At 60.5% G+C, this 13,241-nt stretch carries 12 protein-coding genes; 11 read left to right on the top strand and 1 reads right to left on the bottom strand.

From position 1 onward, the window contains the following. Positions 1-22 precede the first annotated feature (22 nt). The 10 genes from AAAX75_RS05430 (at position 23) to AAAX75_RS05385 (ending at position 9,564) form a co-directional block, all read left to right on the top strand. The gene (locus tag AAAX75_RS05430; RefSeq protein WP_195445341.1) at positions 23-547 is read left to right on the top strand and encodes a dCMP deaminase family protein; all 525 of its coding nucleotides are present in this window, start codon (positions 23-25) and stop codon (positions 545-547) included. A gap of 170 nt (positions 548-717) precedes the next feature. Further along, positions 718-996 (top strand): NifU family protein, encoded by a 279-nt coding sequence (locus AAAX75_RS05425; protein WP_117637654.1) that lies wholly within the window; start codon positions 718-720, stop codon positions 994-996. A 109-nt stretch (positions 997-1,105) separates the two neighbouring features. Continuing rightward, positions 1,106-1,927: a prolipoprotein diacylglyceryl transferase gene (lgt, locus tag AAAX75_RS05420; RefSeq protein ID WP_349091340.1), complete on the top strand. Its 822-nt coding sequence runs from the start codon at positions 1,106-1,108 to the stop codon at positions 1,925-1,927. Positions 1,928-2,070: 143 nt separating this feature from the next. Further along, positions 2,071-4,254, top strand: coding sequence for a DUF6020 family protein (locus AAAX75_RS05415; RefSeq protein ID WP_349091339.1), 2,184 nt, complete (start codon positions 2,071-2,073; stop codon positions 4,252-4,254). Positions 4,255-4,418: 164 nt separating this feature from the next. Continuing rightward, a complete protein-coding gene (locus tag AAAX75_RS05410) occupies positions 4,419-5,225 on the top strand; it encodes a YebC/PmpR family DNA-binding transcriptional regulator (protein ID WP_006234926.1) in 807 nt (268 codons plus the stop codon). Positions 5,226-5,391: 166 nt separating this feature from the next. Next, positions 5,392-5,937 carry a hypothetical protein gene (locus AAAX75_RS05405; RefSeq protein WP_349091338.1) on the top strand — a complete coding sequence of 182 codons (546 nt, stop codon included), beginning with the start codon at positions 5,392-5,394 and terminating at the stop codon, positions 5,935-5,937. Beyond that, on the top strand, positions 5,930-6,307 hold the full coding sequence (locus tag AAAX75_RS05400) for a DUF2273 domain-containing protein (RefSeq protein WP_349091337.1): 378 nt from the start codon (positions 5,930-5,932) through the stop codon (positions 6,305-6,307). The genes AAAX75_RS05405 and AAAX75_RS05400 overlap by 8 nt, the downstream gene beginning before the upstream one ends. A gap of 44 nt (positions 6,308-6,351) precedes the next feature. Beyond that, entirely contained in the window at positions 6,352-6,873 is a 522-nt protein-coding gene (locus AAAX75_RS05395; RefSeq protein ID WP_195620847.1) for an Asp23/Gls24 family envelope stress response protein, read from the top strand. Positions 6,874-7,078: 205 nt separating this feature from the next. Beyond that, on the top strand, positions 7,079-8,101 hold the full coding sequence (locus AAAX75_RS05390; protein WP_349091335.1) for a YitT family protein: 1,023 nt from the start codon (positions 7,079-7,081) through the stop codon (positions 8,099-8,101). Positions 8,102-8,178: 77 nt separating this feature from the next. Then, on the top strand, positions 8,179-9,564 hold the full coding sequence (locus tag AAAX75_RS05385; protein WP_349091334.1) for a DUF4013 domain-containing protein: 1,386 nt from the start codon (positions 8,179-8,181) through the stop codon (positions 9,562-9,564). Positions 9,565-9,704: 140 nt separating this feature from the next. On the opposite strand, the gene AAAX75_RS05380 is transcribed toward AAAX75_RS05385, so the two are convergent. Further along, positions 9,705-11,168 carry a M20 family metallopeptidase gene (locus AAAX75_RS05380; RefSeq protein ID WP_349091333.1) on the bottom strand — a complete coding sequence of 488 codons (1,464 nt, stop codon included), beginning with the start codon at positions 11,166-11,168 and terminating at the stop codon, positions 9,705-9,707. Positions 11,169-11,330: 162 nt separating this feature from the next. Between AAAX75_RS05380 and AAAX75_RS05375 the strand changes: the two genes are divergently transcribed. Beyond that, on the top strand, positions 11,331-12,974 hold the full coding sequence (locus AAAX75_RS05375; protein WP_349091332.1) for an amidohydrolase: 1,644 nt from the start codon (positions 11,331-11,333) through the stop codon (positions 12,972-12,974). The last annotated feature ends 267 nt before the right edge of the window (positions 12,975-13,241 follow it).

The following is a 13,241-nucleotide window of genomic DNA, read 5'->3' as shown; positions in this document are numbered from 1 at the left end:
TGCGATTACGGAGGTGTCTGTCATGTCGGACGATCTTCATCAAACTTCGTCAGGCAAGCGCCTGGACGTCATTAGCTGGGACGAGTTCTTTATGAGCGTGGCCATCGCCGCGCAGCGCCGCAGCAAGGACCCCAACACGCAGGTGGGTGCGTGCATCGCCAACACCAACCACCGCATCCTTTCGGTGGGCTACAACGGTACACCCTCGGCGCTCAACGACGACTTTTTCCCGTGGGGTACGAGCGACGACCCGCTGCAGGACAAGCACAACTACGTGGTCCATGCCGAGGCCAACGCCGTGCTCAACTACCGTGGCTCGCTCAAGGACCTCGAGGGTTCCACGGTCTATGTCACGCTGTTCCCGTGCCACGACTGCGCCAAGATTTTGGCTCAGGTGGGCGTGGGCGAGGTCGTCTACCTGGACAACAAGTACGCCGACACCGATGACGGACGCATCAGCCGCCGCATCCTCGACTCCTGTGGCATCAGCTACCGCCAGGTCATCGTCGATGTCCAGATTGGTACCGGGGGACAGGCTCAGCAGTAGCGCGTGCCAACGCCAGCTGGCGGCAAAACAGCCAAAAGAGCCCCGTCCCAAATTGACTACTCGTGAAAGTCGCGTCTGCGCGCATGGACGGCTCGTGAGCGGGTACATGGCTGTAGTAACATAGCTTCTGTCTGCGGGCGTGCCCGCGTTATTGTGAGAAAGGAGCCCCTGTGGCTGTTAACGAAGAGCTGCTTAAGAAGGTTCTTGAAGAGATCCGCCCCAACCTGCAGGCCGATGGCGGCGATATGGAGTATGTGGGCGTTGACGACGAGGGTGTTGTCAAGCTGGAGCTTCAGGGCGCCTGTGCCGGTTGTCCCATGAGCGCCCTGACGCTTTCCATGGGCATCGAGCGTATCCTCAAGGAGCACGTGCCCGGCGTTACGCGTGTCGAGCAGGTCAATGCCTCCGGCGAGACCGATGACCTGTACGACGAGTATGCGCCGTTCTAAGAAGTGAAAGCTGCGGGCGATATGCTCCGCATAGACGTCACGCCCGAATATGCGGCTGCGAGCGCAAGGCCCGCGGCCGCATTTGTATGTAGGGAGCAGGGGGACCGATATGCTCAACGACCTCTACCATATGCTTGATCCCGTCGCCATCTCGGCGGGGCCCATCACCATCTACTGGTACGGCTTGGCCTATGTGGTCGGAGCTCTGCTCACGGCGGTCGTCATGTACCGCACGCAGCGCCGTTGGGGTTTTGACATTACGGTCGACGACCTGACGAGTGTCGTGGTCGGCGTGGTCTTTGGCCTTATCATTGGCGCCCGCCTGTTCTACGTCATCTTTTACGGCGACGGCTACTACTGGGCGCATCCGCTCGAGATCTTTGCCACCAACGAGGGCGGCATGAGCTTCCATGGCGGCCTGGTGGGCGGCATCATCGGCGGCGTGCTCGTGTGCCGCATGTACAAGCTCGACGCCTGGACCATCGCCGACCTTGCCGTTATCGGTGCTCCGCTGGCCTTGTGTCTGGGACGCTGCGCCAACTTTGTCAACGGCGAGCTGTGGGGCAAGCCGACCGATCTGCCCTGGGGCGTGATCTTTGGCGGCACCGCGGGCGATATGCCGCGTCACCCCTCCCAGCTTTATGAGGCATTCCTCGAGGGTATTGTGCTCTTTTGCATTCTGCAGGTGCTCAGCCGCAAAAAGCCGCTACTGCCCCAAGGCACGTTTATGGGCGTGTTTGTGATGGGTTACGGCATCGTCCGCTTCCTCATTGAGTTTGTGCGCGTGCCCGATGCCCAGCTGGGTTATCTGCTGGGTGGCGTTATCACCATGGGCCAGTTGCTGAGCCTGCCGCTCGTGATCGCCGGCCTGGCGCTCATCATCTTTGCTCGTCGCCGCAACCAGCCCCAGCGCGTCTACCTGGACGCCTAACCACCAAAACCACCACAAAGGGGACAGGCGCCTTTGTGGTGGTTCGCTGGGCAACGATGACAGAACCGTAACATTTCCCCAGATAAAACCTGCCAAAATAAACCTGTCCCTTTTTGGCAGGTTTCTAGAAAGGCTTTCGGACTGTGAAGGATTCCGACCTCTCCACAACGGCTGCGCGCGACGCTGCCCGCATCGTCTGGTTTAAGCGCTATCCCGCCAAGCAGACGCTCATCGCATTTCTGCTCGCGCTGTTGGCGACCACGGCGTTTTCCATCGATCCCGCCCCGGTGTCGAGCAACGCAGTCTTGGCGATTGACCCCAAAGCCTCGGGCATGCTGTACGTGTGCTACGAGGTGCTCCTCTCGTTTGCCGGCCATGCCGACGCGGTCATGCTGCTTGCGCTTGCCTGCCTGCTCACGCTGCCGTTTCGCTACGTGTTCTTTGGCCGTGGCGACACCTGGCGCCCATCGATTATCCTGCCGTCGCTGTTTTTCGCCATCTGCATGGTGTTCGGCCGCAGCTACGATCTCACCGACTCGGCCGAGATTGTTCTTGGCGACAAGGCCCGCATCATCTGCGCCTGGATTGGCGGCGCGGGCTGGATGCTCCTAGCGATCGTGGCTTTCTATCTGGCTTTTGAGTGCCTGGATTGGCTGAGCTCTCGGCGCATCCCGTTTTCCGAGGCGCACTTTGGGCGCATATGGCGTGTGGCTCACGCCGTGCTCTCGGTCCATCCCTTTGCCGGGCCCTTCCTGGTGCTTATGATCGCCTGGGCGCCCACGCTCATCGCTTCGCTGCCCGGCCTTTTTATGGGAGATACGGGTGCGCAGATTCGCCAGTGGTTCAACTATCCCAACGGCACGAGCGACTACCTGCGCCTACTCAACCCCAACGTGCTGCTCAACGGGCATCATCCCGTAGTGCATACGGCCATTATCGGCTCGTGCGTTCAACTGGGGCTTTCGCTGTTCAACAGCGCTAACGCGGGCCTCATCATCTATACCTGCGCTCAATTTGTCATCACGGCTGCCTGCATGGCCTATTCCATTTCGTCGCTGCGCAAACTGGGCGTGAGCCTGCCGGTTCGCGGTGCGATCCTGCTGTTCTTTGCGTTTATGCCGATGTTCTCTAACTACGCGGCGTTGCTCACCAAAGACGTGCTCTTTGCCGACGCGTTTTTGGTGCTGCTGGTACAGACCGTCAAGCTCGTGACATGTGGCTTGCCCCGTCGTGATGCCCATGTCGAGCGAGCGGGCGAGAAAGCCCCCGTGCTCTTTGCGTGCCACGACTGGCTGTTGCTTGCGCTGGCTGCCATGGGTTCCACGTTTTTGCGCAATGGAGGCCTGGTCTTTCCGTTGGCGGCCTGCGTGATTGCGGCGGCGTTTTGCGCATGGGATATACATGTCGCTCGTCGTGCGGCTAAGCAGACGGGCACCGCGGTCTCATGCGCCACGCCGCGCTTCCGCTGGGTTGGCGTCCTCGCGGTGCTCGCACTCTGCCTTGCCTCTAATATGTACTTCACCAAGGTCTTTATGCCGGCGCACGACATCACGCCTGGTTCCAAGCGCGAAATCCTCTCGATTCCGTTCCAACAGACGGCTCGTTTCGTCCAAAAGCACGACGGCCTCAACTCGGGCGTTAACCCTACGGTTAAGGAGGATGGCACCATCGTGGAAGCTCCTTGCGACGGCTTGGTGACCGACGAAGAGCGTGCCGTGATCGACCGTGTGCTCAAGTACGAGAATCTGGGCCGCCGCTACAACCCGGATAAGTCGGACGCCGTCAAAAATTGCTTTAACGAGTACGCCTCGCAGGAGGACATCAAGGCCTATTTTGAGGTATGGACCCAGATGTTTAAGAAGGATCCCGAGTGCTATATCTCGGCGCTCATCAATAACTACTACGGCTACTTTTATCCGAGTACCCGCGATGCGTGGGTCTACAGCACGGCGCGCAGTGCCGAGATTATGGCACGCCCCGATAATCTCAAGTACTTCGACTTCCATCCGGTCGATAGCAAGGTTGTGCGCTGGTGCGACCACCTGATCAACCTGTATCGCGTGGCAGTACAGCGCATCCCGTTTATCTCGCTCACCATGAGCTCGGCTACTTACGTGTGGATTATGATCGCCGTGGTGGTCTACCTGTTGCGCCGCCATTCGTGGCGCGGGCTGGCCATTTGGGTGCCGCTGCTGGGCGTGCTCGCCGTGTGCCTGATTGGTCCGTGCAACGGCTCGACCTACATGCGCTACCTATATCCGGTCATTGCCTGCATGCCCTTCGCCATCGGCGCCACCGTCACCCGCAGCGACTTCCTCTGGTCCTAACTTGGTGCATTGGGGTCAGGTTTCTTTGCACCAAAGGGGGCATCATCACGACGCCTTCATTTTGGGGTTTATCTCGCAGGCTAGTAGGTATATCATAACGACGTTTGTTTATATTGCCCGAGCATTTGCGCTGGGCTTTAGGTCGAAACCGATAGGAGACACGTATGTCCGGACACTCTAAGTGGGCCACAACCAAGCATCGTAAGGGCGCGCAGGACGCCAAGCGTTCCGCCCTCTTCTCCAAGCTCAGCCGCAACATCACCGTTGCTGCCCGTCTCGGCGGTGACCCGCTGCCCGAGAACAACGCCAGCCTCGCCGCTGCCGTTGCCAAGGCCAAGGCTCAGTCCATGCCTAAGGACAAGATCAAGTCCGCTATCGACAAGGCTTTTGGTTCGGGTGCTGACGCCGCCGTCTACGAGAACATCGTGTACGAGGGCTACGGTCCTGCCGGTGTCGCCGTCTACGTCGACTGCCTGACCGACAACCGCAACCGTACCGCCGCTGACGTCCGCTCCGCCTTCTCCCACGCTGGTGGCAACCTGGGCACCTCCGGCTCCGTCGCCTTCCAGTTTGAGCGCAAGGGCCAGATTGTCGTCGCCAAGGAGATCCTGGACGAGAACGCCAAGAAGGAGACCATGATCGCCAACGGTGCTGCCGGTGACGAGGATGAGTTCATGATGGCTATCGCCGAGGCCGGTGGCGAGGACTACGAGGATGCCGGCGAGGAGTGGATCGTCTGGACTACTGCCAACGAGGTTATGGCTGTCTCCAAGGCGCTCGAGGAGCAGGGCGTCCAGGTCAAGGGCTCCGAGACCACCATGGTCCCGACCACCCCGACCGAGGTTTCCGGCGCCGACGCCAAGAAGGTCCAGCGCCTCATCGACCGTCTTGAGGAGCTCGACGACGTCCAGGACGTCTACAGCACCATGGACATGACCGACGAGGTCATCGCTGCCCTCGAGGAGGAGTAGCGCCAGCACGGATTGAGCCGTGCATATCTGGGCATAATGAAGCGAGCATGCAAGCCTCGTGGAATAGATGAGCCGGATCCGCGTGCGTAGAGCACCGGACCCGGCTCTTTTATAATGATGCGAACCGTTTTGCATTTCGAGAGTCGAGATTTGAAGGGAGCGCCGCGTGCGCGTACTCAAACGAGCCCTAGCGATCGTGTATCTTGCTGCCACCATCGTGGCGCTGGGTACGCTTGTCTGCCAGTTTTGGGGGCCGTATACGTATCGCTTTATGCTGCTGATGCGCGACCCCATGCCGCGCATCGTCGTCACGGCGTGTGCCGGCGTCGTGGCGCTCGGCGCACTGCTGAGCTTTTTCCGCCTGATGTTCGCCCGTCGCGAACCGTCCTGCGTGCATCCGGCGGGGGAGCGCAATATCGAGGTTACCCTTGCGGCGCTTTCTTCGTGCGCTAGGGCTGCTGCCGAGCGTGACGACCGCGTGATGGTCGAGCATGTCGAGGCCCGCGTCCAAGGCCCCGACGATTCGCACGTCCGTTTTAAGGTCGAGGCTATCGCGCTTGACGATAAGGACGTGGCATCTCTGGCTACCGCGATGCAGCAGCGCATCGAGGAAGCTTGCGACACCATGCTCGGCACGCCGGGTACGACCACGCGCGTCCGTTTTTTGCCGTCCAAGACTACCGTCCAGACCGTGGAGGTTTCCGGTGAGTGATACCAATCAAGATAAGACCGCTCGTACGCCGCGCCTGACGATTGACCAGAGCGCCACGCCGGCGAGCGAACCTGTTGATTCCAAAGCGGGGGCAACCGAGTTGCAAGACGCGGCAGCCGCGGATTTTGACGAGGCTATGGGTCTCATCAAGGGTACGGGCGCTGCCATCTGGAGCTATGCTGTGCGTCATCCCAACACCACGCTTGGCGCCGTCGCCGGCTTTATCCTCGCCGTGTTGGTGCTCACGCTGGGCCTGTGGGACACGCTCGTCATTGCATTCTTCGTGCTGATCGGCGCTGTGATCGGCCAAATTCGCGACGGCGAGAACGGGATCGTCAACTTCTTCGGCCGTCTGTTTAGCGGCCGCTAATATGTATTCGACTGTCGCATCCGCGGCAGGCATAAGGAGGAACCATGGCTTTTAATACGAAGGTCGATGTAGCCGATACCGAGCTCGAGGCCGACGAGACCGTCGCCGCCGAGGCCGAGGACGTAACGCTCGAGGACGAGGCGCTCGTCGAGGCCGAACCCGCCGACGATGCGGACGAGGACGACGAGGAAGCGGACGAGTCCGAGGACTCGCTGACCTATTCCAACGGCGTGATTGAGAAAATCGTTGCCATGGCCACCCGCGAGGTTCCGCACGTTCTGGGCATGAAGGGTAACCTCATGCACTTTGTGCAGGAGCAGTTTGGTGCCGAGAATCTGACCAAGGGCGTGACGGTCGAGGTCACCGATGATAATCGCGTGGTCGTCAACATCTCCGTCATCATCGAGTACGGCGCCTATGCGCCCGCGATCTTCGACGATGTCAAGGCACGTGTCACCGAGCGCCTTGCCGCGATGACCGGCCTTGAGGTGGCGGGCGTCAACCTGCGCATCGAGGACGTCATCACCCCCGAGGAGTACGAGCACCGCACCAGCCAGCACGAATAACCTTCCAAAAAAGACAGGTTTGTTTTGGCAGGTTTTATCTGCGAAAACGTTAAACGGCCGACCGCGCAAGTAAAAGCGTAGCCGGCCGTTTCTGTACGCTCCCGATATAGTCATACCGCTCGTCTAACTAAGGGTTGCAATCCCCACGTTCCGCGTTACCCTAATGAGCGCATTGTTTCCAAATTGTTAACGAGGAGTTGCCGTAATGGCCGACGAGCACGAAACAGAAAGCCAGGCATGGGCGATTGAGGCTGCCGCGGCAGAGGCGGCATCGCGAGCTGCCGAGGAGGTGCATCGTCCTCCCGTGGTGCCGATGGAGCGCGTGGTCGATCGCACCGATATCGAGCGCGGCGAGCGTGCCGGCCAAAAGCGCAGCCAGGAGCCAGGCTTCCCGCGCTTTTTCGCCGAGCTCAATCTGGGCCTGATTCTTACGGCCTTTGCCATCGTTGCGTTTAAAACCCCTAATCACTTTGCTTTTGGCGGCACCTCGGGCGTGTCGGTCATTCTATCCACGCTGTTCCCGACCCTTCCCGTCGGCGTCTTTATGTGGATTATCAACGCGGTTCTCGTCGTCTTGGGCTTTATCTTTTTGGAGCGCAAGGCGATTCTTTGGAGCGTCTTCGCTTCGTTTGCGCTTTCGGCCTACGTCTCGCTGTTTGAGCTCTTCATTCCGACCGATGTCTCTCTGACGGGTGATATGTGGCTCGACCTGTGCTTTGCCGTGATTCTGCCGGCGCTCGGCAGCGCTATCGTCTTTGATATTGGTGCCTCGACGGGCGGCACGGACATTCTCGCCATGATCCTCAAACGTCGCACGACGCTCGAGATTGGCCGCGCCCTGCTGCTGGTCGATATCGGCATCGTGACCATCGCGGCCTTTTTGTATGGCCCGCGTGTCGGTCTGTACTGCGTGCTCGGTCTGTTTGCCAAGACGCTTGTGGTCGACAAAGCCATTGAGAGCATTCATCTGCGCAAAGTCTGCACGGTCATTTGTTCCGAGCCCCTTAAGGTCGAGGAGTTTATCGTCAAGCATCTCAACCGCACGGCGACCATCAGCCGCGGCTACGGTGCCTTCTCGGGCAAGTGCGTGACGGTGATCATGAGCGTGCTGAGCCGTCGCGAGGCCGTGCAACTACGCCGCTATGCGCGCGAAGTCGATCCGGGTGCCTTTATCACGATCGTCGACAGCTCCGAGATCGTCGGCAAGGGCTTCCGCGGAACGAACTAACGCAGACGTATTCAACGAACCGCCTGCTGGCGCCGTGTACCTTGCAAATCGGTCATCTTTGAGTATTTGACCCCACATTGGGCAATAATGATGCTAAAGACATCGTTTGCGATCCAAGTGATTCGTTCAAGATACGAAGGGATGATTCTATCTTCTGCTCGCAGTGTGGCGCCCCCATGGGCGATAACGACAAGTTCTGCGGCGCGTGTGGTGCCCCCAATGCCGGTGCCGCAGCCTCTGCCCCTCAGGGTCAGCCTCAGCCTCAGCAGTTTGCCCCTCAACCGCCCGTGGCGAATGCGCCAAAGGGCTGTGTGGCTCAGGCGTTCCAAGATATGACCAAGACCCCGGGCGTGCTTCAGCGTGTATGCCAAATCGCGTTTTTGCCGGCGCTGATTTGTGTTGTGTCGGTACTCGTGCTGTTTATTCCCGTTATTGGCGGCATTGCAGCTGCCATCGGCTTTTTGGCAGCTTGCATTGCGAGCGTGTGTGGTTCCGGCTTTGGTATCGAGTGGGGTCGCGATCTGTCGCTCAAGGTTGATGACGGTATGGATCGTCCACTCATGCGTTCCACGTCGTTTGGCCTCGGAGTCTTTTCGAGCGTTATCTCGGTCGTGCTCGAGGTTATCGCTGCCATTCCCGTTATCGGTGTAGTGCTTTCGCTGGTGGAGAGCGTGGTAATTGGCGCCGCGGGCTCGTATTCTTATTACGGCTCTTATGCGCTCGAGGCTGCGCTGTTTGGCTCGCTTGGCTTGCTTGTCCTGGCTATGATTGCCACGGCGGTCCTGGGGGTCTTCTTTAAAATGTTCGCCGACATCGCCGTGATGCACTTTGCGGTGACTGGTCGTGTGGAGAGTGCGTTTTCGCTCGACAAGGTCTGGGCGGCGTTTAAGCACAACAAGACCAAGCTGTTCTGTGCTTCGTTCCTTCCCGAGTTTTTGACGGGCCTGGTCGCCAACGTTGTCACCTGGATTCTGACGTTCGTCTTTGGCACCATTGCCTCTGTCGGTATGTATAGCTACTACTACCGTCCTACGGCTATTGAGGCGCTTGTTACTGGCGGTGGCATCACGCTCGTATTGTTCTTGGTGCTGACGGCGTTTGTCACGGTATTCCTCACGGTCTTTGGCAAGATGCTCAAGCACCGTGCCGTTGGCTATTGGGTTGCACGTTATGCAAGCGAGTGGGCCGACGAGGACAAGGACGACGTCCTGACTTTTGTATTGCCCTTCGAGAAGAAGTCCGCTCCCTCGGGTTACAGCGCTCCGGATGTCGCGCCCGCGCCTGAGCCCACACCTGAGCCCGAGCCCGCGCCTGAGCCTGCACCCGAGCCGGTGCCTGTGCCTGAGCCTGCGTCGGCGCCCGAGTCTGAGACGGCATCTGAGCCTGAGCCTGAGCCTGAGCCGGCACCTGCACCTGAGTCGGCGTCCGAGCCAAGCTCCGACGAGGAACCTCAGGACGAGTAGCCATGCCGTCTGCCATTTGGGGACGGGGTAGAAATAGTAGAAATAGCGCTTGAAGAATGAGCGGGGGCGGACGTGTCGAAACGTCCGCCCCCGCTTTGACATCGCGATGTGGCTATGACTGCGAGATGCCAGCGAATCGATTACTCGTCGTGCTTCTCCTCACGGCGTGCAGCAGCGCGTGCGTCGTGGATGCCCTTGATCGCGGCATGGCGAGCCGTTCGGGCATCATGGATGGCGTCGCGAGCCTCGGCGGTCGTCGCCTTGGCAGAGCGCAGCTTGGCGGCCAGATCGGGGTTGGTTTCGGCGACCGCGGTAATCGCGGGGCCGTCGAGCTCCTCTTGCGTGGGCTCGGCCAAAAAGTCGATAGCATACTGGGCGGCCACCATGGAGCCCTTTGCCAGCACGGTCTCGTCAATCTTGTAAAAGCAGGAATGCTGGGCGTACGTGGCGCCAATCTTGGGGTTGCGCGTACCTACAAAGGCGAGCACGCCCGGTACGCGGCGCAGGTACTCCGAAAAATCCTCGCCCGAAAGCGTGCCACGGTAATGGCCTTGACCGGTGGGGCCCAGGCACTTGATTACAGCCTGACGGCAGCGCTCGCTCGAGGCGGCGTCGTTTTCGACCTTGTAGTTGGCGATGGTGTAGTCGGTGAGCTCTGCCTCGGCGCCCAGAGCTGCCGCGGTATGCTCCACGATGCGGCGCATGAGCTCCGGCATTTCCTCGTGGGTCGAATCGCCGTAGGTGCGCACTGTGCCGGCGAGGTAGGCCGTGCCGGCGATAACGTTGCGCGCGGTGCCGCCGTGCAGCTCGCCGACGGTGATGACGGCCGGCTCGTAGGGGCTGATTTCGCGCGAGACGATGGTCTGCAGGGCGTTGACGATCTCGGCGGCAACCATGACGGCGTCGTGACCGCGCTGGGGCATGGCACCATGGCACGAGGTGCCACGGACATCGATGCGGAACCAGTCGGTATTGGCCATGCGCGGGCCGGGCTCGCAGCTTACGGTGCCGGCGTCGACCTCACTCCAGATGTGTGCGGCGTAGGCGCCATCGACGCCGTCGAGCACACCCGTGCCGATCATGAGCTTGGCGCCCTGGCCGTTTTCCTCGCTGGGCTGGAAGACGATGCGGACTTCGCCGTGGATGTCGTCGGTCATATGGCGCAGGATTTGCAGCGTGCCGAGCATCATGGCGATGTGGCAGTCATGGCCGCAGGCGTGCATGCAGCCCTCGTTGACGCTGGCGAACTCTTCGCCGGTCTGCTCGGTGACGGGCAGGGCGTCGATGTCGGCGCGCAGCAGGATGCGGCGGCGTGGCGTGCCGTCCTCGCGATAGGCGTCGGGCGCGGTGCCGCGAAGGGTCGCCACAAGGCCCGTATTGAGCGGACGCTCGTAGGGGATATTCATGGCGTCGAGCTGGTTGGCGATGTCGGAGGTCGTGCGCTCCTCGGCAAGGCTCAGCTCCGGGTGCTTATGGAAGTGCCGGCGCTGCTTGATGATATAGGGTTCAAACTCGGTAGCGATATCTTTGATGGCTGCGGTGACGTCGTCAGCCGCGCGAGCCTCGGTCGCCGCCATAATCTGCTGTGCCTTGGTCTTCGTCATGGTCGATTTGCTCCTTGCTGGGTTGATCGCAAAATCGTACAGGCTCTCTCCAGTATGCCACCTGCCGCTAGGGCTGGTAAAGTTGCCGTTTGCCGCTTGGGGTTTTGTTGCAAGGGCGGGGGAGTACACTCGGGGGTGTTGAATTTCCTGCCAGAGATGGGGATGCCCATGCAACATATCGATCGGATTATCCGCTCCAAGAACGTCTTTACCGCGCAAGACGGCATCGATACCGCCCGTGAGCTGGCGATTGCCATCGCAGGCGACCGTATCGTCGCAGTCGGTGCGCCCGATGGCGTGATCGCCGCCGCTCCTGCCGCTACGTCGGTTATCGACTACGGCGAGCAGTTTGTCTGCCCCGGTTTCCATGACGCTCATCTGCACTTCTTCCATACCTCGGTCGGTTCCTCGCCGTACATGCTCATGGATATGGGTACGTCCGAGGCGGCGCTGGTGCAACATGCGCTCGAGTTTTCCCAGGACTTGCCCGACGACGCTTGGGTTGTGACGCAGGGCTGGCGCGACTACCGTTGGGACCCGCCCGAGCATCCTACCAAGGCGTCGCTCGATGCGGCATTCCCCGATCGTCCCTGCGTTATGTATTCGGGCGACGGGCACACGCTGTGGCTCAACAGCCGCGCACTCGATGCACTCGGCGTCACGCGCGACAGCGAGCCACCAGCGGGCGGTAGCTACGACAAGGACGCAAACGGCGAGCTCACGGGTATTGCTCACGAGGCGGCTGCCATGCAGCTGCTACCGCGCTGCCTTGAGTGGCTGGGCGAGGATCGCATCGCAAGCGCTTACGCCGATCAAATGAGGCGGATGGCCGAGCAGGGCATCACCTCGATATGCGATATGTCGCTCATGCCCATGCCGGGCTGCGATTTTATCCGCGACGACGTCTACGACAAACTGCAGGCAGCCGGCAAGCTGGGCATCCGAGCCCATCTGTTCCCCACGCTGCTGGATGACCAGTCGCGCTTGGAAGAGCTGCAGGCCCGCTACGCGAACAACGCGCTGCTCTCGGCACCGGGCTTTAAGCAGTTCTTCGATGGCGTGTCGAGCGAACACACGGCGTATCTCACCGAGCCCTATACCAATCCGCGCTTCCCGGGCGACCAGGGCCGTCTGACAGTTCCTGCCGAGCGCATGCGTAAGCTGGTTCTGGCGGCTGCGGAGCGTGGCCACACTGTGCGTATTCACGTCATCGGCGACGGTGCCATCCATGCCGCGCTCGATATCTTTGAGGAGGCCGCCGAACTGTACGGCCTGCCCCAGCACGGTCATAACACGCTCGAGCATCTGGAGAACCTCTTGCCCGAGGACATCGACCGCCTGCGCAAGCTCGACGTGGTTGCCTCGAGCCAGCCCTGCCATATCACGCTCGACCCGGGTGGTCCGGAGCGCGACCTGGGCTTGGAGCGCAGCCGCATCATGTGGCCGTTCGCAACCTATAAGCAGCGCGGCATTCGCCAAGCCTTCGGTACCGACAGCCCTATCACGCCCGTTACCAGCATGAACGTGCTCTACACGGCTATCACGCGCCAGGACCCCAAAAGCCACTGGCCCGAGGGCGGCTGGTTGCCGAGCGAGCGTATCGACGCGGCAACGGCCCTGCGCAACTACACGCTTGGCAGCGCGTACGCAGCGGGCGACGAGCAAAACCTCGGCAGTCTGGAGCCCGGCAAATACGCCGATCTGGTAGTCCTGGACCAAAACCCGCTCACCGTTGACCCCCAAGACCTCCAGGCCACAAAAGTTCAGGCCACCTACCTGGCAGGTAACCTCATCTACGAGCGTTAACCCCACATCCCACCCCTCAGTTGCGGTGAAATAGTCCCTAAAATCGGCCTTCAAGCCCAAAAACAGGAACTATTCCACCGCAACTTAAAAGAGCGCGTCCCAACAACGTGCCCCTATCTTGTGCATTCCATCTGCATCGCCATTTTGCTGCACTGACTTTTCTGAATGCCGGGCCCGAATAAGTTACCCCAGCTCCCGGGGCGGACCGGAGGGCATGAAGTTTGTCGCGAGTTCCGCACGCAAAGGAAAGCACTTAATGTGCTTTCC

The sequence above is a fragment of the Collinsella sp. CLA-ER-H7 genome, assembly GCF_040092345.1.
Taxonomy (GTDB): Bacteria; Actinomycetota; Coriobacteriia; order Coriobacteriales; family Coriobacteriaceae; genus Collinsella.
Note: the sequence above shows the minus strand (reverse complement) of the source record. Positions and strands in the feature narration are given on the sequence as shown.

Bases quoted from the DNA above. Each gene is read 5' to 3' on its own strand.
- AAAX75_RS05430 (WP_195445341.1), top strand. From the start codon at position 23: ATGTCGGACGATCTTCATCAAACTTCGTCAGGCAAGCGCCTGGACGTC.
- lgt (WP_349091340.1), top strand. From the start codon at position 1,106: ATGCTCAACGACCTCTACCATATGCTTGATCCCGTCGCCATCTCGGCG.
- AAAX75_RS05410 (WP_006234926.1), top strand. From the start codon at position 4,419: ATGTCCGGACACTCTAAGTGGGCCACAACCAAGCATCGTAAGGGCGCG.
- AAAX75_RS05395 (WP_195620847.1), top strand. From the start codon at position 6,352: ATGGCTTTTAATACGAAGGTCGATGTAGCCGATACCGAGCTCGAGGCC.
- AAAX75_RS05390 (WP_349091335.1), top strand. From the start codon at position 7,079: ATGGCCGACGAGCACGAAACAGAAAGCCAGGCATGGGCGATTGAGGCT.
- AAAX75_RS05380 (WP_349091333.1), bottom strand. From the start codon at position 11,168: ATGACGAAGACCAAGGCACAGCAGATTATGGCGGCGACCGAGGCTCGC.
- AAAX75_RS05375 (WP_349091332.1), top strand. From the start codon at position 11,331: ATGCCCATGCAACATATCGATCGGATTATCCGCTCCAAGAACGTCTTT.